The organism is Kribbella sp. NPDC004875, from assembly GCF_042873375.1.
GTDB lineage: Bacteria > Actinomycetota > Actinomycetes > Propionibacteriales > Kribbellaceae > Kribbella.
In genome coordinates this window covers 1,986,266-2,008,804 of the sequence record NZ_JBIALI010000001.1, presented here as the reverse complement: position 1 = coordinate 2,008,804, position 22,539 = coordinate 1,986,266, and the positions used below count along the sequence as shown (strand labels likewise).

At 69.4% G+C, this 22,539-nt stretch carries 22 protein-coding genes; 12 read left to right on the top strand and 10 right to left on the bottom strand.

Going from position 1 to position 22,539, the window contains the following annotated elements; translation table 11 throughout:
• Window positions 1-156: 156 nt before the first annotated feature.
• Both ACFYRH_RS09725 and ACFYRH_RS09720 read right to left on the bottom strand, forming a co-directional pair.
• On the bottom strand, window positions 157-1,515 hold the full coding sequence (locus ACFYRH_RS09725) for a serine hydrolase domain-containing protein (RefSeq protein ID WP_387770863.1): 1,359 nt from the start codon (window positions 1,513-1,515) through the stop codon (window positions 157-159).
• Window positions 1,512-2,528 carry a dipeptidase gene (locus ACFYRH_RS09720; protein ID WP_387770860.1) on the bottom strand — a complete coding sequence of 339 codons (1,017 nt, stop codon included), beginning with the start codon at window positions 2,526-2,528 and terminating at the stop codon, window positions 1,512-1,514. The genes ACFYRH_RS09725 and ACFYRH_RS09720 overlap by 4 nt, the downstream gene beginning before the upstream one ends.
• Window positions 2,529-2,573: 45 nt before the next feature.
• Here ACFYRH_RS09720 and ACFYRH_RS09715 point away from each other — a divergent pair, with 45 nt between their 5' ends.
• Complete coding sequence (locus ACFYRH_RS09715; protein ID WP_387770857.1) at window positions 2,574-3,473, top strand: ornithine cyclodeaminase family protein; 900 nt, start codon at window positions 2,574-2,576, stop codon at window positions 3,471-3,473.
• A gap of 116 nt (window positions 3,474-3,589) precedes the next feature.
• On the opposite strand, the gene ACFYRH_RS09710 is transcribed toward ACFYRH_RS09715, so the two are convergent.
• On the bottom strand, window positions 3,590-3,946 hold the full coding sequence (locus ACFYRH_RS09710) for an NADH-quinone oxidoreductase subunit A (RefSeq protein ID WP_387770854.1): 357 nt from the start codon (window positions 3,944-3,946) through the stop codon (window positions 3,590-3,592).
• Between the two features lie 10 nt (window positions 3,947-3,956).
• Window positions 3,957-4,766 (bottom strand): hypothetical protein, encoded by an 810-nt coding sequence (locus tag ACFYRH_RS09705; RefSeq protein WP_387770852.1) that lies wholly within the window; start codon window positions 4,764-4,766, stop codon window positions 3,957-3,959.
• A 278-nt stretch (window positions 4,767-5,044) separates the two neighbouring features.
• Between ACFYRH_RS09705 and ACFYRH_RS09700 the strand changes: the two genes are divergently transcribed.
• Window positions 5,045-7,024, top strand: a complete 1,980-nt coding sequence (locus ACFYRH_RS09700; RefSeq protein WP_387770849.1) for a 2-oxoacid:acceptor oxidoreductase subunit alpha — start codon at window positions 5,045-5,047, stop codon at window positions 7,022-7,024.
• Entirely contained in the window at window positions 7,021-8,112 is a 1,092-nt protein-coding gene (locus ACFYRH_RS09695) for a 2-oxoacid:ferredoxin oxidoreductase subunit beta (protein WP_387770846.1), read from the top strand. Before ACFYRH_RS09700 ends, ACFYRH_RS09695 begins: the two co-directional genes overlap by 4 nt.
• Here ACFYRH_RS09695 and ACFYRH_RS09690 read toward each other — a convergent pair.
• Window positions 8,109-8,753 (bottom strand): HAD family hydrolase, encoded by a 645-nt coding sequence (locus tag ACFYRH_RS09690; RefSeq protein ID WP_387770843.1) that lies wholly within the window; start codon window positions 8,751-8,753, stop codon window positions 8,109-8,111. The two genes, ACFYRH_RS09695 and ACFYRH_RS09690, sit on opposite strands and share 4 nt — an antisense overlap.
• Window positions 8,750-9,901: a lactate 2-monooxygenase gene (locus ACFYRH_RS09685; RefSeq protein WP_387770840.1), complete on the bottom strand. Its 1,152-nt coding sequence runs from the start codon at window positions 9,899-9,901 to the stop codon at window positions 8,750-8,752. The genes ACFYRH_RS09690 and ACFYRH_RS09685 overlap by 4 nt, the downstream gene beginning before the upstream one ends.
• Window positions 9,902-10,038: 137 nt before the next feature.
• Between ACFYRH_RS09685 and ACFYRH_RS09680 the strand changes: the two genes are divergently transcribed.
• From ACFYRH_RS09680 to ACFYRH_RS09665, 4 genes are read left to right on the top strand one after another with little or no spacing between them, the layout of a single operon-like run.
• Entirely contained in the window at window positions 10,039-11,049 is a 1,011-nt protein-coding gene (locus ACFYRH_RS09680) for a hypothetical protein (protein WP_387770837.1), read from the top strand.
• Window positions 11,039-12,235 carry an MFS transporter gene (locus ACFYRH_RS09675; RefSeq protein WP_387770834.1) on the top strand — a complete coding sequence of 399 codons (1,197 nt, stop codon included), beginning with the start codon at window positions 11,039-11,041 and terminating at the stop codon, window positions 12,233-12,235. Before ACFYRH_RS09680 ends, ACFYRH_RS09675 begins: the two co-directional genes overlap by 11 nt.
• A 35-nt stretch (window positions 12,236-12,270) precedes the next feature.
• On the top strand, window positions 12,271-13,518 hold the full coding sequence (locus ACFYRH_RS09670; RefSeq protein WP_387770831.1) for a DUF445 domain-containing protein: 1,248 nt from the start codon (window positions 12,271-12,273) through the stop codon (window positions 13,516-13,518).
• Window positions 13,519-13,564: 46 nt separating this feature from the next.
• Complete coding sequence (locus ACFYRH_RS09665; RefSeq protein ID WP_387770828.1) at window positions 13,565-13,891, top strand: hypothetical protein; 327 nt, start codon at window positions 13,565-13,567, stop codon at window positions 13,889-13,891.
• Here the strand turns inward: ACFYRH_RS09665 and ACFYRH_RS09660 are convergent.
• A complete protein-coding gene (locus ACFYRH_RS09660) occupies window positions 13,888-14,661 on the bottom strand; it encodes a D-Ala-D-Ala carboxypeptidase family metallohydrolase (RefSeq protein ID WP_387770825.1) in 774 nt (257 codons plus the stop codon). The genes ACFYRH_RS09665 and ACFYRH_RS09660 overlap by 4 nt on opposite strands.
• A 196-nt stretch (window positions 14,662-14,857) precedes the next feature.
• Here ACFYRH_RS09660 and ACFYRH_RS09655 point away from each other — a divergent pair, with 196 nt between their 5' ends.
• A complete protein-coding gene (locus ACFYRH_RS09655; RefSeq protein ID WP_387770822.1) occupies window positions 14,858-15,409 on the top strand; it encodes a SigE family RNA polymerase sigma factor in 552 nt (183 codons plus the stop codon).
• On the top strand, window positions 15,406-16,818 hold the full coding sequence (locus tag ACFYRH_RS09650) for a hypothetical protein (protein WP_387770819.1): 1,413 nt from the start codon (window positions 15,406-15,408) through the stop codon (window positions 16,816-16,818). The genes ACFYRH_RS09655 and ACFYRH_RS09650 overlap by 4 nt, the downstream gene beginning before the upstream one ends.
• A 2-nt stretch (window positions 16,819-16,820) precedes the next feature.
• Here the strand turns inward: ACFYRH_RS09650 and ACFYRH_RS09645 are convergent, their stop codons facing one another.
• On the bottom strand, window positions 16,821-17,573 hold the full coding sequence (locus ACFYRH_RS09645) for a sugar phosphate isomerase/epimerase family protein (RefSeq protein WP_387770816.1): 753 nt from the start codon (window positions 17,571-17,573) through the stop codon (window positions 16,821-16,823).
• A gap of 79 nt (window positions 17,574-17,652) precedes the next feature.
• Window positions 17,653-18,210 carry a hypothetical protein gene (locus ACFYRH_RS09640; protein ID WP_387770813.1) on the bottom strand — a complete coding sequence of 186 codons (558 nt, stop codon included), beginning with the start codon at window positions 18,208-18,210 and terminating at the stop codon, window positions 17,653-17,655.
• 115 nt (window positions 18,211-18,325) lie between these two features.
• On the opposite strand from ACFYRH_RS09640, the gene rarD reads away from it, so the two are divergent.
• The 3 genes from rarD to ACFYRH_RS09625 all read left to right on the top strand — a co-directional run bounded on the left by rarD (window position 18,326) and on the right by ACFYRH_RS09625 (window position 20,351).
• Window positions 18,326-19,243: an EamA family transporter RarD gene (rarD, locus tag ACFYRH_RS09635; protein WP_387770811.1), complete on the top strand. Its 918-nt coding sequence runs from the start codon at window positions 18,326-18,328 to the stop codon at window positions 19,241-19,243.
• A gap of 55 nt (window positions 19,244-19,298) precedes the next feature.
• Window positions 19,299-19,775, top strand: a complete 477-nt coding sequence (locus ACFYRH_RS09630; RefSeq protein ID WP_387770808.1) for an RrF2 family transcriptional regulator — start codon at window positions 19,299-19,301, stop codon at window positions 19,773-19,775.
• 120 nt (window positions 19,776-19,895) lie between these two features.
• Window positions 19,896-20,351 carry a cupin domain-containing protein gene (locus ACFYRH_RS09625; protein WP_387770805.1) on the top strand — a complete coding sequence of 152 codons (456 nt, stop codon included), beginning with the start codon at window positions 19,896-19,898 and terminating at the stop codon, window positions 20,349-20,351.
• A 13-nt stretch (window positions 20,352-20,364) separates the two neighbouring features.
• On the opposite strand, the gene ACFYRH_RS09620 is transcribed toward ACFYRH_RS09625, so the two are convergent.
• Window positions 20,365-22,536 carry a bifunctional serine/threonine protein kinase/MFS transporter gene (locus ACFYRH_RS09620; RefSeq protein ID WP_387770802.1) on the bottom strand — a complete coding sequence of 724 codons (2,172 nt, stop codon included), beginning with the start codon at window positions 22,534-22,536 and terminating at the stop codon, window positions 20,365-20,367.
• Between the last annotated feature and the right edge of the window lie 3 nt (window positions 22,537-22,539).

The window sequence follows — 22,539 nt, the reverse complement described above, 5'->3', positions numbered from 1 at the left end:
TAATCACCATAACGCCGAACTCAGCACATGGCGACCACCTGTGCGCATTCCGTCAGCACACACGCTTCAAGCTGACGCTTGTTGCCGAATGCAATCACAAACGGTGATCAGGCAACGGTCGTGTGTGACCGAGCTTGACGCTCAGTTACCGTGCATTCAGTGGCGGCGCGGCGTGAGCCGGCCACCGCGGAACAGGTATTCCGCCCGCCCGTCCACCGGTTGCCGGAACGCCAGTACCTCGTACACGCCGCGCTCCGGCTCGGCCGCGATCAACCGCGACTCGTCGAGCGGCACCAGCCGGGTCCGCCGCGGCTCCGGCAACAACACCCGCGCCTCGTCACTGACAGCCTCGTCGAGAACCCAGAACTCCCCGCTCTCGAGAGTCACCGTGGCCTGCATCAGTACGCCGGTGTACCGGCCCGTCACGAGCTCGGGAGCGATCCGGACCGCATCCGTCGGCGGCTCCGGACGGCTCGGCAGCTCGACGCCCGCGGTCTCGCGCAGCAGGTGGCCGACCAACTCGTCGTACAGGGCCGGGGTGTCGCCGCCGTTGGTGAGCAACGCGACTGCGACGCCCTTCTCCGGAACGAGTCGGAAGAAGGCCGACTGGCCGACCGTCCCGCCGTCGTGGCCGTAGAGCCGCCCGCCCTCGACGTCGAAGATCATCCAGCCAAGCCCCCAGTGCTGCGCGAACCCGCCGATCGCCGGTACGTCGACCTGCGGCTCCCACAACCGGTCGATCGCAGCCCGGTCGAGCAACGTCGCGTCCAGGTACCCGCGGCCGAAGGCGATCAGGTCGCGCGCACTCATCGCCAGCAACGACCCGGCCGGCGCCATCGCGTGCACGAGGCTCCACACCGGCGCCGCCTGCAACGGTGCCCCGGGCGTCGGCGCCACATGCCCGAGCGCCGCGCGGTACAGCAGCGCCTCGTCGGGAATCGTCGCCACCTGCTCCAGCCCCAGCGGTACGACGATGCGCTCGCGGAGCAACTGGTGATACGGCTTCCCGAGCAGAACTTCCGCGATCCGCCCGAGCACGACGAACCCGGCGTTGTTGTACGAGAACCCGGCGCCCGGCGGGACCTCCTGCGCCAGCCCGGGGATCACGTCGCGGACGAACAGCTCGACCGCGTCGTCCCCGCGGGAGGTCGGGGTGAACGCGTCGCCGGAGAAACCGCTGGAGTGGGTGAGCAGTTGGCGCGGCGTGATCACCGCCGCCGCCTCCTCGTCGGCGAGCTTGAACTCGGGCAGGTAGTCCCGCACCGGACGGTCGAGGTCGACCGTCCCGTCGGCCACGAGCTGCATGATCAGCGTGGTCGTCCACAGCTTGGTGACCGAGCCGATCTGGAACACCGAGTCGACGGTCGCCTCGACGCCGGTGTTCAGGTTCAGCACGCCGGCGGCCGCCGTACTCACCTCGCCGTCGGCCAGGACTGCGACCGAGGCGGCGGGCACGCCGTGCTTGGTGATCAGATCCGCGAGGTTGCCGTCGAGCCAGCTCTGTACGTTCGTCACTCCTTGGATGTCAGGACCCGGACCAGGTTCTCGCCGAGGACCTTCCGGATCGTTGCGTCGGGCAACCCTCGGCGCTGCAGCGCATCGGTGACCAGCGGCAGGCCGGCCGGGCCTTCGAGGCCGGGGACGTACAGCTCGGCGTCCAGGCCCTGGATGACCACCGGCCGGTCGCAGGCCGGGATCTTCTCGCCGAACACTTCCGCGACGAAGTCGCTGCCGAGCCCGACGGCGTCCTCGCCGGCCACGTCGAGGATGTGCACGATGTGGTCGGCGAGGTGGTCGACGGTCGGCTTCTCGGCGGTGGTCAGGAAACCGGCGAAGAAGTTCACGCACACGACTCCGCCGGTCGCGGCGATCGCGCGCAACTGGTCGTCGGTCAGGTTCCGGTGATGCTCGCGCAGCGCGAACGCACTCGAATGCGACGCCACCACCGGCTTCGTGGCCAGCTCGAGGATGTGCTCGGTCCCGGCCCGGCCGACATGCGAGACGTCGATCAGTACGCCGAGCTCCTCGAGCAACCCGACGGCCTCGACACCGGCGTGGGTGAGCCGGCTACCGGTGGCGTCTTCGCCGGAGCCGTCGCCGAGTGCGCTGCGCCCGAAGTGCGTGAACGAGACCATCCGGACACCGAGCCGCTGCAGCGTCTGCAGGAGCTCGAGGTCGGTGTCGATCTGCGGGCAGCCTTCGAGCGCGAGGACGAGCGCGATCTTCCCGGCCGCGGTCGCCGCCTCGATGTCACCGGGCGCCGTACACAACGCGACCTCGTCGGCGTTCGCCTCGGCGATGCGGTGCGCGGCCTCGATCATCCGGAGCGTCTCGCGGAGCGCGCCCTCGGGCAGGAACTCGGAATCGATGAACACCGGCAGGACCTGGACGTCGATGCCCCCGTCCCGCAACTGCGGAATCCATCGCTCCCGGAAGTACCCCGGCCACACCTGTCGCGGGCGCCGGGCGACCAGCATCAGCAGGTCGTTGTGCGCGTCGGCGACGATCGCGTCCTGGTGCAGGTTCATTCGATCCCCCTCGAGGTCGGCGGGAACCAGAATATGCTCGGCGAGGTGAAGGTGCTTTCTGCGGAAGACGTCCGGCAGGCCGTTCCGATGCCGGCCGCGGTCGACGCGGTCCGGAACGCGTTCCGTGAGCTGGCGGCCGGAAACTTCGTGCTGCCACCGCGGCAGATTTTCGGAAACGGTGCGGTGCTGGTGATGTCGGCGTACCACTCGCCGAGCGGGACCGCGGTGGTGAAGAAGATCGGGATCGCGCTCGACCGGGTGCCGGCGATCCGCGCGACGGTGATCTGGACCGGCGACGGCGAGCAACTGGTGGCCGACGGCACCTCGATCACCACCTTGCGCACCGGCGCGGTCGTCGGTGTCGCGACCGGCCTGCTCGCACCGGCCGGCGCCACCCGGCTCACCGTGATCGGGACCGGCGCTCAGGCTCCCGACCAGGTCCGCGCGGTCCTCGCCGTACGCCCGATCGCGGAGGTGACGGTCACCGGCCGCTCGGCCGGCCGCGCCGCGGCGCTCGCCGGCGACCTCGCCGAAGAGTTCCCCGAGGTGAAGTTCACGCCCAGCACCGACATCGACGCGTCGATCGCCGATACCCACGTCCTGTGCTGCGCGACCTCGTCTTCGACGCCGCTCTTCACCGCCGATGCCCTGCCCGAAAACGTCCACGTGAACGCCATCGGAGCCTTCCGCCCGACCATGCGCGAACTCCCCCGCGAACTGCTCGGCTCCGCCACCACGGTTCTCGTCGACCAGCGCGAGGCGGCCCTCGAGGAGTCCGGCGAGATCATCGACGCGGTCGAGTCCGGCGTCCTCGCCGAATCCGATCTCGTCGAACTCGGCCCCGCCCTCGCCGACCCGCCGCTCGCCACCGGCCGCACGGTCTTCAAGTCAGTAGGCATCGGTCCCCAGGACTGGGCCATCGCCGCAGCCCTGGCCGAGCACTAGGCCGGCGCGGACCGCCACCACTCATCAAGCGCGCGCCTCCGACCTACTTCACGCGCAAGCAGCAGTCCGCTGAGGTCGTGCGCCCCGGTTGGTGAGTGCTGCAGGTCCGCCCGCGCTCAGGTCCAGCGGAGGACGCCCTTGCGGTAGGCGTAGAGCAGCCCGACCGCGACGAAGGCGAGGAAGACGAACATCTCGATCAACGTCGCGAAGCCGAGGGTCGCGAAGATCGTCGCCCACGGGAAGAGGTAGATCGCGTCGACCGCGAAGATCACGTACAGGTACGCGAACAGGTAGTACCGGATGTGGACCTGGGCCCAGCCTTCGCCGACCGGGTCCACGCCCGACTCGTACGTCTTCAGCTTGCCCTCGGTCGGATACGTGACCGTCAGCGCCTTGTTCAGCGCGAACGCGCCGATCAGCCCCACGAGGCCGAGCGCGACCACCGCGGCGACGACCCCATAGCTGTCCGACACGGGGAGCAGTCTAATTGGTGCAGAGCAGCAAGGAGTCGACTGAAACGTACGGGCCGTAGCCGGACTGGATGTCGGCGACCTGGAGGCGGAGGCGTGTCACGCCGGTGATGTCGTGGTTCAGCCAGGTCTCGGTCTCCTGCTTCATCCGGACCGACGTCATCGCCGTCGTCCCGTTGTGCAGCGACACCCGCACCGTCCCGTCCGTCAGGTTCCCGAGCCAGTTGCGCGAGTACCGGCAGCCGGTCGAGTCGACGTCGCCCCAGACGTACCCGCCCTGGTTCGCCAGCAGGTCCGCCTCGGCCCGCCGTGGCCCTTCCTTCGGCGGTACGACGGTGAACTGCGGCTGCCCCACCCCACCCGTCGCGAGCAGCCCTTTCTTGAAGATCCCGCGCCAGACGTAGTGCTTGAAGCTGATCATCGGCGAGATCCCCGCGGCGTACGGCGCCTGCGCGGCGACCGCGATCCGGTAGGTCCGGACCGACCCGGGCTGGACCGTGGTGATCGTCACGCTGCTACCCGTCGAGAATCCGTGCGCGATCTCCTGCCAGCGTTTCTGCGCCGGGATCCATTGGTGCAGCGGGATCCGGGTCCCGGCCGCGGGCGCCGGGGTCAGCGTCCCGACCACGGTGATCACGCCCCTGGTCGCGTCGGTCGTCCGGATGCTGGTGATCTTCGCGGTGCGGGCCGGGGTCGTCACGGACGCCGGCGCGGCGGCCGCCGTACTGCCAAGGCTCAGCGAACTGTTCGCGGGGGCCGCCGGAGCAGCACATCCCGCGACGACCAACGTCAGCAGACCGACCAGCAACCGCGCAGCGCGCATGGAACATCTCCCTGAGAACCCCGAGTGTCACAGCTTGATGACGACACCCTGCCGGTTCCGGCAGCGGATCGCAAACGAGCGCTCGCACAGTGTGACACTGGAAGGTTTCCCCCTTACCGGACCAGATCGGCTTCTAACACCCCGTCCCAGGCTGTGGACCACCGGGGCTTCCGCATGGTTCCGTACTAAGGGCGAACTAATATTGGGGTTATCACCCTGACGGGGGGATCGGCCTGTCGCCCACGACGCGGCCGGACGACCCAAGCTTCGACTTGGAGATGAACAGAACAGTGACCATCGAGGTCAAGCAGCTCGACCGCGTGGTGATCCGCTTCGCCGGCGACTCCGGCGACGGGATGCAACTCACGGGGGACAGGTTCACAGCGGAAACGGCATCGTTCGGCAACGACCTGTCGACGTTGCCCAACTTCCCCGCGGAGATCCGGGCACCAGCCGGGACCCTGCCCGGGGTCTCGTCCTTCCAGTTGCACTTCGCCGACCACGACATCCTCACGCCGGGTGATGCGCCCGATGTGCTGATCGCGATGAACCCGGCGGCGCTGAAGGCGAACCTCAAGGACGTGCCGCGGGGCCGGACCCTGATCGTCGACACCGCCGACTTCACCGCTCGCAACCTGAAGCGGATCGGGTACGACGAGAACCCGCTGGAGACCGGCGAGCTCGACGGCTACCACGTCGTACCGCTGAATCTCACCGGTATGACCGTGGAGTCGGTCAAGGAGTTCGGGCTGAGCCGCAAGGACGCGTCGCGGGCGAAGAACATGTACGCCCTGGGTCTGGTGTCCTGGCTGTTCCAGCGGCCGGTCGACTCGACGATCACGTTCCTGGAGACCAAGTTCGCGAGCAAGCCGGACATCCGGGACGCGAACATCGCGGCCTTCCGGGCGGGCTACAACTTCGGTGAGACCGCCGAGGAGTTCTCGGTCCGCTACGAGGTGAAGCCGGCCAGCATGCCGACCGGCACGTACCGGAACATCTCCGGCAACCTCGCGCTGGCGTACGGCCTGGTGGCGGGTGCTCAGCGGGCCGGCCTGCCGCTGGTCCTCGGCGCGTACCCGATCACGCCGGCGTCCGACGTACTGCACGAGCTGTCGAAGCTCAAGCGGTTCAACGTGACCACGATCCAGGCCGAGGACGAGATCGCCGGCGTCGGCGCGGCCCTCGGTGCGTCGTTCGGCGGGGCGCTCGGTGTCACCACGTCGTCCGGCCCGGGGATCAGCCTGAAGTCCGAGACGATCGGCCTCGGCGTGATGCTCGAGCTGCCGCTGGTCGTCTGCGACATCCAGCGCGCCGGCCCGTCCACCGGGATGCCGACCAAGACCGAGCAGGCCGACCTGCTGCAGGTGATGTTCGGCCGCAACGGTGAGGCGCCGCTGCCGGTGCTCGCCGCCCAGTCCCCGGCCGACTGCTTCGCGATCGCGATCGAGGCGGCCCGGATCGCGATCACCTACCGGACGCCGGTGATCGTGCTGTCCGACGGCTACCTGGCGAACGGGTCCGAGCCGTGGCAGATCCCGGTCGTCGACGACCTGCCGACGATCGAGCCGAACTTCACACTCGAGCCGAACGCGACCGGCGACGACGGCGCGCCGAAGTACCTCCCCTACCTGCGCGACCCGGAGACCCTCGCCCGCGCCTGGGCGATCCCCGGTACGGCGGGCCTGGACCACCGCATCGGTGGCCTGGAGAAGGAGGACAAGACCGGCAACATCTCCTACGACCCGGCCAACCACGACCTGATGATCCGCACCCGCCAGGCGAAGGTGGACGCGGTCGCGCGGTCGATCCCGCCGATCGAGGTCGACGACCCGGACGGTACGGCGAAGGTGCTGGTGCTCGGATGGGGCTCGACGTACGGCCCGATCGGCGCCGCGGTCCGCCGGGTCCGCAAGGTCGGCGGCAAGGTCGCGCAGGCCCACCTGCGGCACCTGAACCCGTTCCCGTCGAACCTCGGTGACGTGCTGAAGTCGTACGACAAGGTGCTCGTCCCCGAGATGAACCTGGGCCAGCTGGCGATGCTGCTGCGCTCGAAGTACCTGGTCGACGTCGTCTCCTACGCGCAGGTCCGCGGGATGCCGCTGGGCGCCGCGGAGCTCGCGGAGGTGATCGGCAACCTGGTCGAGGAGACCGCCGGCATCGACGACGACGCCCGTCAGCTGGGGGCGGCCGCGGCCGCCGTCAAGCACGGCGAGGCGCTGGCCGACCAGAACGGCCACCTGAAGGAGGGAGCACGATGAGCACCGTCGAGCTCGGCATGCCCGGGATTCCACATGGCCTGCCGAACGGTCTGCAGGGCGTCCCGGCCGCGACCGAGCCGCAGAACCGCAAGGAGTACGTGTCGGACCAGGAGGTCCGCTGGTGCCCCGGGTGCGGTGACTACGCGGTACTCGCAGCCTTCCAGGGGTTCCTGCCCGAGCTGGGGATCAAGCGCGAGAACGTGGCGATCGTCTCCGGTATCGGCTGCTCGTCCCGCTTCCCGTACTACCTGTCGACGTACGGCATGCACTCGATCCACGGCCGTGCGCCGGCGATCGCGACCGGCCTGGCGACCGCGCGGCCGGACCTGAGCGTCTGGGTGGTCACCGGTGACGGCGACGCCCTGTCGATCGGCGGCAACCACCTGATCCACACGCTGCGGCGGAACGTGAACCTGAAGATCCTGCTGTTCAACAACCGGATCTACGGCCTCACGAAGGGCCAGTACTCGCCGACCTCGGAGCCGGGCAAGGTGACGAAGTCGACGCCGATGGGCTCGGTCGACAACCCCTTCAACCCGGTCTCGCTGGCGCTCGGCGCGGAGGCGACCTTCGTCGCGCGGACCGTCGACTCCGACCGCAAGCACCTCACGTCGGTACTGCGGGCCGCGGCCGAGCACCGCGGTACGGCGTTCGTGGAGATCTACCAGAACTGCCCGATCTTCAACGACAACGCGTTCGAGGCGTTCAAGGACCCGGAGACCCGGGACGACGCGATCATCCCGCTCGTCCACGGCGAGCCGATCCGCTTCGGCAAGGACGGCCGACTCGGCGTCGTCCGCGACGGATTCGCGTCGCTCGCGGTGCGCGAGATCGCGGACCTGCCGGGCGGCGAGGCGGACCTCGTGGTCCACGACGCCCACACCGAGGACCCGGCATACGCGTTCGCGCTCTCCCGGCTCACCGACGGTGGCGTCCTGCACCGGGCTCCGGTCGGCGTCTTCCGGTCGGTGGAGCGCCCGGCGTACGACGACCTGGTACGCCAGCAGATCACCACGGCCCAGGAGTCCCAGGGCACCGGCGACCTGCAGACCCTGGTCACCGGCGCCGACACCTGGACGATCGGCTAGAGCAAGTCCAGCAGTGTCTGTCCGGCCGCGCGGTCGAGGTGCCGCGCGGCCAGGCCGGCGGCTTGTGCTCCGCGGACGTCGGCCTCGAGGTTGTCGCCGATCATCAGGGTCTCTTCCGGAGTGGTCCCGAGCGCCTCGCAGGTGCGGTGGTAGGTCAGCGGGTCGGGTTTGCTGACGCCGAGCGCTTCGGACGTGCACACGACGTCGATCAGGTCGGCGAGTCCGATGGTGGCGAGCTTGGCGTTCTGCTGGCGCTCGTTCCCGTTGGTCAGCACGCCGATCCGCCAACCGTTGCTACGGGCAACTTCCAGCGCTGGACGCGCGTCCGGGTATGCGACCCAGTTGTTCCGGTACTCGGTGAGGTAGCCCTCGAAGATCTCGTCCAGCTCGGCGTCCGCCTCCGGCACCGGTCGCTCCAGGACCGGCAGGAACGCGCGGAGCCTGCAGCGACGCTGCCCCTGATGGGTGAGCTCGCCCGACAGGAAACGGCCGAAACAGTCGTCCTCGATCGCGAACCACCGCGCCACCACCTCCTCCGTCGGGGTGATGCCGAGGCCGATCACCCAGCTGCGAAGCGCCAGCTCGGCGCAGCCGCTGTGGTCGAAGAGCGTGTTGTCGAGGTCGAAGATGATCGCCTTCACGCGCGCACCACCGAGTCGCGGTTGAGCTCCCGATGGTTCGCGTACCCGGACAGCGCCAGCGTCAGGTCGAGTTCGGCGAGGAAACATCGCAGTACATGCTCGACGCCTGCCTGCCCGGCGAGCGCGAGGCCGTAGAGCAGCGGACGCCCGAGCAGTACCGCCTTCGCACCGAGGGACAGTGCCTTGGCGGCGTCCGATCCGGTGCGTACGCCGGAGTCGAACAGGACCGTCAGCTGTTCACCGACCGCGTCGGAGATCGCCGGCAGCGCGTCCAGCGCGGCGATCGCGCCGTCGACCTGCCGGCCGCCGTGGTTCGACACCACGATGCCGTCGGCACCGTGTTCCGCAGCGAGCTTGGCGTCCTCCACGTGGGTGATGCCCTTGAGCACGATCGGGCCGCCCCAGTTGTCGCGCAGGAACGAGAGGTCGTCCCAGGACAGGCCGACGTTCGGAAACATCTGCGCCCAGTGCATGACCGCGGCGCCCGCGTCCTCGGCGATCGGCTTGGCCAGCTTCGCCTGGAACGCCGGGTCGCTGAAATAGTTCGCCAGCCCCTCACCCTTGAGGAACGGCAGGAAACCGCGGTCCAGGTCGGCCGGTCGCCAGCCGATCGTCCCGGTGTCCAGGGTGACGACGAGGACGGCGTACCCGGCGGCTTCGGCGCGCTGGAGGAAACTGAGGCAGACGTCCTTGTCGGTCGGGTAGTACAGCTGGAACCACTTGCTGGTGGCCTCGATCTGCTCGATCGCGTGGCTCGCCTGGGTGGAGTGCGTGTAGGTGAGGCCGAGGGCGCTCGCGGCGCGGGCGGTGGCCAGCTCGCCGTCCGGGTGCGCGAGGGTCTGGACACCGATCGGTGCGACGAGGACCGGGGCGGGCATCGCCGTCCCGAGGATCGTGCAGGACAGGTCGCGGTCGGTGCTGCCGCGCAGCATCCGCGGCACCAGGCGCCAACGGTCGAACGCCGCCTGGTTGGCACGCGCGGTCGCGCCGCCGCCGGCGCTCGGCACGATGTACCCCATCGCTTCCAGCGGAAGCTTCCCGGCCGCCTGCGACTCGAGCCGCGCCAGGTCGGTGGTGATCTCCGGTGTCGTCCCCTGCGCCATGCCCTGCAGGTAGATCTGCAACTGGTAGTCCCCGAAGTTGGCCATGCCGGATGCTCCCACGCCCGCCGAGGCGGTCGCTACCGGCCATGACATCCGTCAGCTCCCGGGCCGGACGTCCGTCAGCGCGGGAAGCGGCCGGATCGCATCCGTGCGAGCGGCCGTCGGCAGCCAGAGTGACGGGTATGACGAACACGAACGTGGCGACCGCACCCACGCAGTACGGCGTGCAGCGGAGCCTGCCCGCCCTCGGCCTGTTCTTCCTGTCCCCGCTGGTCGGTGAATTCCTGCTCGGAAACATCCCGATCACCGCGTTCTTCGCGCTGTTCACGCTGGCCCCGCTGTACGGCGGTGGCGCGGTCCTGATCCGCGAGATCGTCCGCCGGAAAGGCTGGGGCTACCCCAGCGTGCTGATCCTCGCGCTCGCGTACGGCGTGATCGAGGAGGGCATCACCACGCAGTCCTTGTTCAACCCGAACTACGCGCACCTGCGGCTGCTCGATCCCGGCCACATCTCGCCCCTCGGCATGGGCGCCCCGTGGACCCTGCTCGTCCTCAGCCTGCACACGATCTGGAGCATCACGGTCCCGATCGTGCTGATGGAGTCGCTTTCCCGCCGTCCCCGCGAACCCTGGCTCGGCAAGACCGGCTTCAGCGTGTACGGCGCACTGTTCGCCGTCGGCGTCGTCGTGACGACCGCCTTCGGCTACGCGCAGGATCCGTTCCGCGCTTCCGTCGGCCAGAACCTCGGCGTCGGGGTCGCGATCGTTGTCCTGGTGGCGCTCGCGGGGTGGGTCGGCCGGAAATCCGTGCGGAACGCCGGAAACGCCGCGCCCGGAAGCGTTCCGCCGGCGTGGGTTTCCGGGGTCGCCGCGCTGGTCTTGAGCTCGGCCTGGATGGTCGTCAACGACCAGGTCAGGAACGGCTGGCTCGAGGCCGTCTTCATGCTGGCGCTCCAACTTCTCGCGATCTTCATCGTCGTGACCTGGTCCCGGCGAACCGGCTGGACCCGGATGCACTCGCTGGCCGCCGCGGGTGGGGCGCTGCTCACCTACGCGTGGCACGCGTTTCCGGAAGCACCGGTCTTCGGTGCCTCCCGGACCGCCGATCTGACCGGGAACGCGGTGTTCGCCCTCTGCGCGGTGGCCCTGCTGATCTCTGCGACAATCAGGTGTGACAAGTTCGGTGACTCCTGACACGACCGTGAGCGCGCGGCACCTCAACCTGGCGTTGTTCGCGCTGGCGACCGGTGGTTTCGCGATCGGGACGACCGAGTTCGTCACGATGGGGCTGCTGCCGCAGATCGCGGACGGTGTGGGGATCTCGATCCCGACGGCCGGCCACGTCGTCTCGGCGTACGCGCTGGGTGTCGTGGTCGGTGCTCCGGTGATCGCGGCGCTCGGCGCGCGGACCGGACGGAAACGGTTGCTGCTCGGACTGATGGCCGTGTTCGTGGCCGGAAACGTGCTGTCGTCGATGGCCTCCAGTTACGAGTTCCTGATGGCCGCGCGGTTTCTTTCCGGCCTTCCGCACGGCGCGTTCTTCGGGATCGGCGCGGTCGTCGGAGCGTCGATGGTGCCTGCCGACCGACGGGCGCGGGCGGTGTCGATGACGATGGTCGGTCTCCCGATCGCGAACATCATCGGCGTACCCGTGACGACGCTGCTCGGTCAGCGGCTCGGCTGGCAGGTCCCGTTCCTCGCGGTCGGCGTACTCGGCCTGCTGACGCTGGTCGCGGTCTGGTTCTGGGTGCCGCCGCAGCCGGTCGGCAGCGAGGTGAACGTCCGGAGCGAGCTGAGCGCGCTGGCCCGGCCGCAGGTCTGGATGGCCCTGCTGGTCGGCATGGTCGGCTTCGGCGGAATGTTCGCGACCTACTCCTACATCACCCCGACGATGACGGAACTGGCCGGGTTCTCGGAATCCGCCGTCACGATCGTGCTCGCCGTGTACGGCGTGGGCATGACGGTCGGAACCGTTGTCGGCGGCCGGCTCGCCGACCGGGCGCTGATGGGAAGCGTGTACGGCGGACTGGTCGCGGTGGCCGTGGTCCTCGGGACGTTCGGCTGGCTGGCGCAGACCCGCGCAGGCGCACTCGTCGCGGTGTTCGCGATGGGCTGCTCCGCGAGCATCCTCGTACCGGCGCTGCAGACCCGGCTCATGGACGTCGCGCACGAGGGCCAATCGCTGGCCGCCTCGCTCAACCACTCCACGCTCAACATCGCGAACGCGCTCGGAGCCTGGCTCGGCGGCGTCGTACTGGCCGCCGGCTACGGCTACGAGTGGCCGAGCCGCCTCGGCGCCGGGCTCGCCGTGGCCGGTCTGGTCCTGGCGGCGATTTCCGGTCTGATGGAACGCCGGGGGTCGACTCAGGTGCTTGCCTGAGGGCCTGATCACCGCCGACTTGGTTAGATCGGTGTATGGCGACCTTGACGTTGGGCGCGGCCGATCTGGTACGGCGGCGTGGGCTGCGGCGGATGCGGACAGTGGCACTGTCCCTGCTGGTGCTCGCCGCGATCATCTATGTGGCGACTCTGCATCGCGGCGGCGGCTGGGCGTACCTGAACGCGGCGTCCGAAGCGGCGATGGTGGGTGCGCTGGCGGACTGGTTCGCGGTCACCGCGCTGTTCCGGCACCCGCTCGGGCTGCCGATTCCGCACACCGCGATCGTTCCGACCCGGAAAGACAGTCTGGCGGAAAGTCTCGAGCAGTTCGTCACCGAGAATTTCCTTTCCGAGGACGTGGTGGCGGAGAAGATGCGCACCGCCCAGGTCAGCCGCCGGGTCGGTGAGTGGCTTGCCGACGGCAACCATGCCGAGCGGATCGTCGCGGAGGGCGCGCGCACCGTCGGGGCGGCGTTGCCGCGGCTCGGCGACGAGGACGTGGCGGCGTTCGTGCGCGGGTCGTTGCTGCCGCGGTTCGTGAAGGAACCGTTGAGCCCGATCGCCGGACACTTCGTCCAGTCGGTGGTCGAGGACGGTGCGCATCACGCACTGTTCGACCTGCTGATGGTCGAGGCGTACGACTGGCTCGCGGACAACCGGGAGCTGCTGGCGGACGTCGTCGGACCGCGGGCGCCGCGCTGGTCGCCACAGTGGGTGGACCGGTTGGTGATCGACCGGATCCACCGCGAGGCGCTGGCCTGGCTGGGCGACGTACGGGACAACCAGTCGCACCCGGCGCGGAAAGCGGTTGACCGGTTGCTCGGGCAGCTCGCGGACGATCTGCAGCACGATCCGGAGATGATGGAACGGTTCGAGGCCTGGAAGGCGCGGATGCTCACGCATCCGGACATGGGCAACAGCCTGACCGCGGTCTGGGACGCGATGCGGACCGCGCTGATCGGCTCGATCAACGACCCGACCAGCACGCTCCGGGTCCGCGGCGTCAAGGTCCTGCACGACCTCGGCCACCGCCTCCAGGAGGACGAGGCGCTGCGCGGCAAGGTCGACGCCCGCGCCGCCGAGGCCGTCGGGTACGTCGTGCGCACGTACGGGACCGAGATCGTCTCCGTCATTTCCGACACCATCGAGCGCTGGGACGGCCGCGAAGCCGCCGCCCGGATCGAGCTGCACGTCGGACGCGACCTCCAGTTCATCCGCATCAACGGCACGGTCGTCGGTGCCCTCGTCGGTCTCGCCATCCACACGCTGAGCCAGTTGCTGTGACTCCGACGTACATCCGGAAACGGAAACGCCCTGCCGGTTCCGGGCTGTGGCCGTCCTACCTGATGACCACGGATGCCTTCGGCACCTGGTTCTACACGCCCGCACACTCGCACTTCCGTGGCGACAACGGCGAGATCTGCGAGGTCGCCCAACGATCGGGACCGAGGACTGGGACGAGCTGGCCGACGCGCAGGCCGCCGGCCTGGTCACCCAGGCCGAGCACGACGCGGCCGTCCGTGCGGCTCGCGCGTTGGAACACGCTTTCGCCGAGGGTCTGGAGCCGTTCGGCCGCGTCGGGTGGGAACGGTTGGCAGCGGCGGTAGCGCTCGGGCTACCGCCGCTCACCGACTTCGGGAACCGCCCGCTGGGTTAGATGCCGCAGTTCGGGGCGCTCCAGGTGTTGGAGGTGCGGATGTCGACGTGGGTGTGGTCGTTGTGGTCGGGGTAACCGGGGCCGAAGATGCCGCCGAAACCGTGGTTGCGGGCTTCTTTGGCCATCGTGCAGAACGAGTGCACGCCGGTCAGGTCCGCCGAGCGGCCGTAGAGGTGCTCGCTGTTGCTGGCGCCGCCGACGGAACGGTTACACGGAATGCTGCGGAAACCGCTGGAAATGTTCAGCGGCTGGTCGCCGAGAGCGTGCCGGAGAGCCTCCAGCTGCCACATGGTCTGCAGCGCGTTCGCCTTGGTCGCGGCCTCGGACAACGGACCGCCGTCGTACCCGGAACCGCCGCAGCCGTCGTCCAGCTCCGCGTACGTGAAGTGGATCGGCGTGCAGTCGTCGTCCTGCAGCGCGTAGATCTTGCTGAACGTGGCCGGCCCCGCGATCCCGTCCGCCGCCAGCCCGTACGCCGACTGGAACCGCTGCACCGCGGCCTTGGTGGCGGGCCCGAAGGCACCGTCGGTCGCGAGATGAGCGCCGTACCCGGGGTAGCCGGCGACGCGGATCTGGAGTTGCCGGACGTCCTCGCCGCTCGCGCCCTGGCTGAGCGTGCGGCCCCACGTGTAACAACCGTCCGCATGCGCCACGGTGGTGGCGACGACCTGCGAGGCGGTCAGCGTCGCGGAGAACAGCAGCAGTACGGCGAGCAGTCGCGGAATCTGCGGAAACTGCGGAACGAAGCGGGCCGGCCGAGCACTGGACATCGGACACCTCCGGGGCGGTGAAGGAATCGGTCCCGGCCCAGCATTCCGGGAAATTCCGCCGCTTGGCCAGTACTCGGGGAAAGTTTCCGGCAACCCGCTGTCCACCGGCCCGGCGGGCGGCCGCGCAGGATCAGCGGCAAGTCTCGGAAGTGATGCCGGGGCAACCATTCGGTGCGGCGAGGTGGTCCTGCTGGGTGTGAGTGTTGACGATGGGGTACTGACGGCGCGTGGGTCGGAGGTGGCGGTCGTGGTGACTGTGGACGGCTTCGACGCGTTCGTTGCCGGCCGGTCGCCCGCCCTGCTCCGGACCGCGTACCTGCTGACCCGCGACCACGCGCTGGCCGAGGACCTCGTCCAGACCGCCCTGGCCAAGGCCTGGTTCCACTGGTCCCGCATCACAGAGGACAACCCGGAGCCGTACGTACGCCGGATCCTCGTCACAACGTACTCGTCCTGGTGGCGCCGCAAGTGGAACCACGAGATCCCGACCGAGGACCTCCCGGAAACACCCGCCCCGGCCGGTGACGACCGCCTCGACCTGTGGGACGCGCTCGGCCGCCTCCCCCGCCGCCAGCGCACCGTCATCGTCCTGCGGTACTACGAGGACCTGACCGAACCCGAGACCGCCCGCCTGATGGGCAGCAGCGTCGGCACCGTGAAGAGCCAGACGGCCAAGGCCCTGGCCAAGCTGCGCCTCGACCCGTCGCTCGCCGCCGGTACTCCGGCAGACCTGGAGACCCCGCGATGAACCTCCAAGACCTGCGCGACGAACTCGAAACCCACGCCGCCGGCCAGCACGCCGTCGATGTCCTCCCGGGGGTCCGCCAGAAGATCCGCCGTACCAAGCAGCGCCGTACCGCCGGTGCTTTCGGTGCCGTCGCGGTCCTCGCCGCGATCGCCGCGGGGCTGGTGCCGACCCTGCACTCGGCAACACCGGACCCCGCCCACGACGTACCGCGGGACTACACCCGCGACGGCCTGACGGTTCCTGGCACGGTCGGCGACGACAAGTTGCTCAAGGCATGGATCGGCGACCGCGGCGAGGACAGGCCGGCGTTCGCCTGGACGCCGACCACGGACTCGATCACGGTGCACGCCAACTGCACGGCGGACGGCGCCGAGTTCGCGATCCGCTTCAAGATCAACGACTGGTACGTCGGCGACGCGAGCTGCCTCAGCGACCCGAGCTCGTGGACGATCGGGAGCAGCGTGTCCCTGCGTCCCGACTCGCCCTTCTGGCTGACCTCACCAGTGGGAAAACCGGCTCAGGTGTCCGCCGACCTGATCGATCTGGCAACTCGCAAGGTGGTCACGGCGCACGCCCGGATCGCGTTCGGCATCTACTCCACACCGGCCACCCCGACCGACGGAGCCAACGGGGCCCCGGCGCGCAGGCCGGTCGGCGGACCGAACGACTACGCCAAGGACGGCGTCGTCTACCGCCGGCAGATCGGCGGAGACACGCTGGCCGCCGCAAAAGTCGCCGATCCCGGCCGGAACGAGGTCCGGTTCAGCTTCACCTCCACGGGCCGCCCACTCGTCCTCCATGCCTTCTGCACGGCGAACGCGGGCTCCGACGGCGAGGAATCGCCGTACTCCGTCTCACTGCGCGTCGGCCCCGGCGCGCCGACCCGGGCGACCTGTGAAGCGAACTCGACAGATGCGGGCGTCGGCAACAGCCTGACGATCGCGTCACCTGTCCCCGCAGGTCAGCGGGTCGAGGTGGTCGCACAGATCACGCCGAACGGACCGCCGGATGTCCGCCTGGGCCTGGGAATCTACTTCCAGGGCGCCCAGCGGACGGTCGACGGCGTACAACTGCCGGAACAGATCGAGCGCGGCGGCTACGACTACCGCCTCGCCGACGTCCGGACGGCGACCGGTCCGTCCAAGACCCTGACCATGACGACGCCCACCGGCACGCCGTACGTCGTCGCGTACGGCAGCTCGCCGCTCGGCGACCCCGGCGAGGTCATCGGCACCCTCCGAGTCGGCAAGAACGAGAGCGCCATCGGCGCCGGCCGGGACAGCGGCGGGGCCCTAGGGACCAGCTACGAACCGCACGCCGCCGCCCCAGCCGACCACGCCACGCTCACCGTGTCGGCCGGCGAACCAACCAAGGGAGAACTGATCCTGGCGATCTACCTGCCGGTCTAGGTCTAGACCCAGCTGTGCAGGTCGGCCGCGTCCTTGGTGAACTGTTCGGGCGAGTCGTCAGCGACGAACTCCAGCAGAGCGTTGATCTCGCGCGGCTCAGCGGCCAGGCGGTCGAGGACCGGGCGCCACAGCGACTCCCGGGCCGCGAGCGGCAGCCGGTTGTTCGAGGGCCACCAGGAGAAGACGTGCACCGTGCTCAGCCACGGCATCAACGACTCGAGCTGCTGCAGGCACTGCGCGTCGTCGAGGTCGACCGGCGGCTGCCAGTACGTCGTGAGGTTCGGTGCGCCGACGTCCAGCAGCAGCGTGATCGTCGAGTCGACCTCGTCGGTGAGCGTGTCGCGGTGGAACTCCATCGCGATCTCGATGCCCGCGCCGGCCGCCATGTCGGCCAGTTCGCCGAGCCCGCGGGTCACCGCCATCCGATCGCCGACACCCGCGTCCGCCGTACCGACGTTGCCGGCCCAGACCCGGATCCGGGGTGCGCCGAGCGCCTCGGCGGTGGCGACCGCGGAGCGCATCTCCTCGCGGTCGACGTTGCCGGCCCGCAGGTACGAGCCGTACGCCGCGACCTGGAGGCCGTGCACCTCGGTCAGGTTCCGGACGCGCTTGGCGTTCACCAGGTTGCCGAGCGGGACGTGGATGTCACCACCCCACTCGATCGCCGCGAGCCCGGACTTCGCCGCTTCCTCCACCACCTGGTCGACCGGCAACTGCCGGAACGTCACCGAGACCAGACCGGTCCTCACACCCACGCGGGCCTCCTCGTCTGCACCCCTCTATCCAACCGCATCGCACCAGGGCACCTCACGCTGCCAGTCAGCCCGTGGACTTTCAGCGCTGAGGCGGCGGGATCGTCCCCCTGGTGGTCGGCACTCCGGCCTTGACCGCGGCCACCGAAGCAGCGGCCGGGCCTGCCGCCGCGCCCGCAGCGGCCGCGGCAGGCGCCTGAGACGGACCGCCCGATGTCTTCCGCGTCTGCGCCTCGGCCGCGACCGTGACCGAGTGCGCGATGTAGAACTCGGCCCGCCGTTTCAGGTCCGGGGCGAAGCCGTTCAGCCGGTCGTCGGAGGCGACGATCGCCGCGGCCAGCTTGCGCGCCGGAGAGGGCTCGGAGTCCGGCCCGGCCAGCTCCGCGTCGCGCTGCTGACGATAGGACTTGTCGAGGTAGTCGAAGAACCGGTCCGCCTCCGGCCCTTGCTGGTCGCCGAACGCCAGCGCCGCGATGTCCGCACGCGCCTGGACCGCCGCGCCCTCGATCGCCTGCTGCATCCGCTGGCGGGCGAGTACCCGGTCCTCGGGCAGCAGGCCGGCCGAGGCGGCCGTCTCCCGGCTGATCTGCCCGACCAGGCTGTCGAGCAGCTCGCGGCGGGACGCCGATGACTCCACCATGGAGCACCTCCTTCAGGTTCGCGGAAACAGTAGCGGCCGAGGAGGGCGCGCAGGGTGTCTCACGTCATGAGCAAACCGTTTGGATGCGACTGTCGCGGGCCTTACGCTGGCTGCTGTGCCAGAACAGCGAAAAGGATTCATCTACGGATTCGCCGCCTACCTGATCTGGGGCCTCTTCCCGCTGTACTGGAAACTCCTCGGCGACTCCGGCGCGGTCGAACTGCTGGCCCATCGGGTGCTCTGGTCGCTCGTCACGATCGTGGTCCTGGTCGCCGTACTGCGGAAGTTCGGGCAGGTGAAGGCGTTGCTCGCGGAGCCGCGCCGGCGCTGGCCGTTGATCGCGGCGGCGTTCCTGATCTCGGCGAACTGGGGCACCTACATCTGGGCCGTCGGCCACGGGCACGTCGTCGAGACCTCGCTCGGGTACTTCATCACACCGCTGTTCACCGTCCTGCTCGGCGTCTTCGTGCTGAAGGAGCGGCTCCGGCCGGTCCAGTGGACCGCGTTGGCGATCGCGTTCGTCGCGGTCATCGGCCTGGCGATCGAGAACGGGAAGCCGCCGTGGGTCGCGATCATCCTGACGTTCTCGTTCGGGTTCTACGGGCTGACCAAGAAGCAGGCCGGCGCCGGCGCGATCGAGGGGATGGCGATCGAGTCCGGGACCGTCGCACCGCTGGCGCTCGTGGCGATCATCGTCCTCGGGATGCAGGGCGACGCCACGGTCACGCACCACGGCACGGCGTACCTCGTGCTGGTGCTGCTGACCGGGCCGATCACCGCCGTACCGCTGCTGCTGTTCGGGGCCGCGGCGACGCGGGTGCCGCTGACGACGCTCGGGTTACTGAACTACATCGCGCCGATCATGCAGTTCGTCTGCGGCCTGGTGATCTTCCACGAGCAGATGACGCCGATGCGCTGGGCGGGCTTCAGCCTGGTCTGGGTCGCGCTGGCGCTGTTCACGTTCGACAGCATGCACAGCCGGCGCCGGGCGATCGCCCTCGAGCGCGCCGCGGTCACCGCTTCCGCGGTCTGACGCCATCAGGGATCTTGCTTGACCACCTCTATTCAGGACATTTAATATCCAGATTATGAAGATGAACGAAGGCGTCGAGTGGGCGATGCACAGCTGCGTGAACCTCAGCTGGGCCTCCGGCGAGGCGGTCACCGCCAAGCGGCTCGCAGCCTTCTACAACCTGCCCACGGCGTACCTGAACAAGCAGCTCCAGGCGCTCACCCGGGCCGGCATCCTCACCTCGGTCTCCGGACCGAAGGGCGGCTTCCAGCTGGCCCGCGACCCGCGTGACATCAGCCTGCTCGACATCGTCGTCGCGATCGACGGTCCGGACGACGCGTTCCGCTGCACGGAGATCCTCAAGCAGGGCCCAGGCGCCGACGCGCGCGCCGACTACACCAAGACCTGCGTGATCTCGCAGGCGATGCGTGGCGCCGAGCTGACCTATCGCCGCGAGCTGGCGAACAGGTCGATCGCCGACATCGCCGCGGAGGTCGTCCGCCTCAACCCGGCCGCGCCGGGCAACACCCGGAACCGATTCGCCAACCTCTGAGCCCCGCTCCTCCCACCGCCTTTCGCCAGGAAGTGATTCTGGATGCCAAATGTCCTCAATATCCGATGATCCTCGCAGGCACCCCAGTTCTTGCTCTCAGCAACTGAAGGAGAAACTGTCATGACCGTACTGATTCGCGCCGCCGACGCCGAGGTCCTGTCCGCGAGCGGCGTCACGCTGCTGGCCGACGTACCCGAGACCGGTGGGCACCTGACCAGCCACCGCTCGGTCTTCCAGGCCGGCAAGGAGGGCGCTCCCCCGCACCTGCACCACGAGGCGGCCGAGCTGTTCTTCGTCCTGAAGGGCTCGCTGCGCGTGCTCGTCGGCGAGGACCTGCACACGCTCCACCAGGGCGACTTCCTGCTGGTCCCGCCGAACACCCCGCACGCCTTCGAGGCCGCGGGCGACGGGCCTGCCGAGGTGCTGTTCGTCCTCACCCGGGCCAAGCCCCGCTTCGGCTACTACCGCCTCCTCGAAGGCGCCTACCGCGGCGAAACCCCCTGGTCCGCCGTTGCCGCCACCAGCGACCGCTACGACAACCACTACGTCGAAAGCCCGACCTGGAAGGACAGGTGATCGACTTACGGCCCTAGCGGTGCGGCTGCACGTTCTCGAGCTTGCCAGTCAGCTCATCGGCCACGGATCGGAGGGCGGACTCGGCGGGCTCGCCACGTGCCTCCGACTGGTCGAGCGAGACCTCCAGCACGATGTTCTCGATCCGGACGTAAACCGACCGGCCGAGCGTGTCCTCGCTGTCGATCACGCCGTCGTAGGGCCGGGTGAAAGACTCGTCGCCGAGTGCGAGCTCGGCGACCGTCTTGCCGCTCTCGGCCGCCGACTCCCGGCTCCTCTGCAGGTCGCGTTGCGCGGAGCTCACGTCTTCGTACTTCGTGAGCTCGACCTCCAACTCCGCGGACTCGTCGCCGCCGCCCACCTGCTTCCAGTCACAGTCGACCCAGCCGTCGGAGGCGTCGTTGTCGGCTTCCGGAGAACCGCCTGTCAGTTCCTTGACGCGATCCTCGGACAGGGTGTCCCAGTCGCAGATGTTCGGCAGGGCGGTGAAGTCGTCCATGCGGGCGACGTAGCCAATGCTGAACACGACAGCGGTGACGACCGGGATCACGAAGAGGACCGCGGCCAGGGCACCTGGGGCCCGCTTGTCCTCGGGGGTCCGCGCGGAGCGGACGCCCGAGATCGTCAGTAGCGCCACTACGACGACGATCATGCCGCCGGCCGCGAGGGCGATCTCGACGAAGTTGAGGTCGTGGGCTTCGATGCGATCTGTCTCGACGGCCCAGAAGAAGATGCCTGCGAGCAGCGCGCCGAACACGAAGCCCGCGAAGCCGATCAGCCGGAAGGTCGTGGTTGTCCGTTTGAGCAGCTCCGGCGGGAGCAGCCGGCCGCGCGCTGTTCGCGAGAGCCTCAGGCAGATCGCGAAGGTCAACAGCGCGATGCCGAAGAGAATGATCGTCGAGATCGGAAGTCGCGGAGTCACGATCAGGCCGGCTCCGGCCATCGCCTCGCCGGTCAACAGTGCTGTTCCCGAGATGGCGGCAGGCAGGCCGACCCGGCGGGCGAGTCGAGGTGCCAGCCGGGCACCGAGTGCGGCACCGCCAGAGCACACGATGACCAGTGCGGCGAGGATCCAGAGCGGCATCCCCCTGCTGAGGGAGTAGCCGAGGAGAGCCGCGAACGTCCCGAGCGCTGCGCTCAACGCGAACAGCAGTACGCCGAGCGCGCGCAGTACCCTCCCGCCGCCGGCTGAGCCGTTTGCGCTGCCCCAACCGGGGTCACCATGGACAGCACCACCCGGAGCATGTGGGCTGGATCCGCCCGGGCCGTCTCCGCCGAGAGCACCGGGCATCACCTTCGTGCCGCTGCGGAGCTTCTCGGTCTGACGGTTGTAGTCGGCGACGACGGTGGGGTTCTCGAAGGTGGGGTAGCCGCCGGCGATGGCCAGTAGTTGTTCGCGGGCGGTGCGGGCGTCGAGGCGGTGGGCGGGGTCGCGCTGCATCAGGCCGGTGATCACGGGGGCCAGCCGGCCGGCCAGGCGCATCGGGTCGGGGTCGCGGGTGAGGACGGCGCCGATCATCGCGGGCAGGTCGTCGAAGTCGTACGCGTGCCGCCCCTCGACGGCGTAGTACAGCGTCGCCCCGAGGGCCCAGAGGTCGGCGGGTGCTCCGGGTTCGGCGCCGGACAGCCGCTCGGGGGCGACGTACCCGAGGGTCCCCGTGACCAGGCCGGTCGCGGTCAACGTCCTGGTCGCGCCGGCGACCGACGCGATGCCGAAGTCGGTCAGCATCCAGCGGTCGTCGCCGCCGAGCATCACGTTCTGCGGCTTCACGTCCCGATGCAGTACGCCGTTCGCATGCGCGGCCGTCAGCGCCTCGATCAGCCGTACGCCGAGCTCGGCAGCCCGGCGTGGGTTGAGCGGACCGTTCGTGCGGACCGCCTCGTCGAGCGTCCGGCCGGGCAGCAGCCGCATCACGATCCACGGCCTGCCCGCTTCGTCCACGACGTCGTGAATCGTCACGATCGCCGGGTGGTCGAGCCCGGCGGCGGCCCGCGCCTCACGCAGGGCGCGCATCCGCAGCTTCTCCTGCTCCGCCGGGTTCAGCCCGTCCGGGATCCGCAGCTCCTTCACCGCGACCTCGCGGTGCAGGACGGTGTCGAACGCCTTCCACACCGTTCCCATCCCGCCGACACCGAGCGGTGATTCGTTGAGGACGTATCGGCCGTTGGCGAGGGTGCGGTCGGTCACCGG

Bases quoted from the DNA above. Each gene is read 5' to 3' on its own strand.
- ACFYRH_RS09660 (WP_387770825.1), bottom strand. From the start codon at position 14,661: ATGTCCAGTGCTCGGCCGGCCCGCTTCGTTCCGCAGTTTCCGCAGATT.
- ACFYRH_RS09640 (WP_387770813.1), bottom strand. From the start codon at position 18,210: ATGGTGGAGTCATCGGCGTCCCGCCGCGAGCTGCTCGACAGCCTGGTC.
- ACFYRH_RS09650 (WP_387770819.1), top strand. From the start codon at position 15,406: ATGAACCTCCAAGACCTGCGCGACGAACTCGAAACCCACGCCGCCGGC.
- ACFYRH_RS09700 (WP_387770849.1), top strand. From the start codon at position 5,045: ATGAACAGAACAGTGACCATCGAGGTCAAGCAGCTCGACCGCGTGGTG.
- ACFYRH_RS09720 (WP_387770860.1), bottom strand. From the start codon at position 2,528: ATGAACCTGCACCAGGACGCGATCGTCGCCGACGCGCACAACGACCTG.
- ACFYRH_RS09705 (WP_387770852.1), bottom strand. From the start codon at position 4,766: ATGCGCGCTGCGCGGTTGCTGGTCGGTCTGCTGACGTTGGTCGTCGCG.
- ACFYRH_RS09670 (WP_387770831.1), top strand. From the start codon at position 12,271: ATGGCGACCTTGACGTTGGGCGCGGCCGATCTGGTACGGCGGCGTGGG.
- ACFYRH_RS09695 (WP_387770846.1), top strand. From the start codon at position 7,021: ATGAGCACCGTCGAGCTCGGCATGCCCGGGATTCCACATGGCCTGCCG.
- ACFYRH_RS09625 (WP_387770805.1), top strand. From the start codon at position 19,896: ATGACCGTACTGATTCGCGCCGCCGACGCCGAGGTCCTGTCCGCGAGC.
- ACFYRH_RS09685 (WP_387770840.1), bottom strand. From the start codon at position 9,901: ATGGCCAACTTCGGGGACTACCAGTTGCAGATCTACCTGCAGGGCATG.
- ACFYRH_RS09630 (WP_387770808.1), top strand. From the start codon at position 19,299: ATGAAGATGAACGAAGGCGTCGAGTGGGCGATGCACAGCTGCGTGAAC.
- ACFYRH_RS09680 (WP_387770837.1), top strand. From the start codon at position 10,039: ATGACGAACACGAACGTGGCGACCGCACCCACGCAGTACGGCGTGCAG.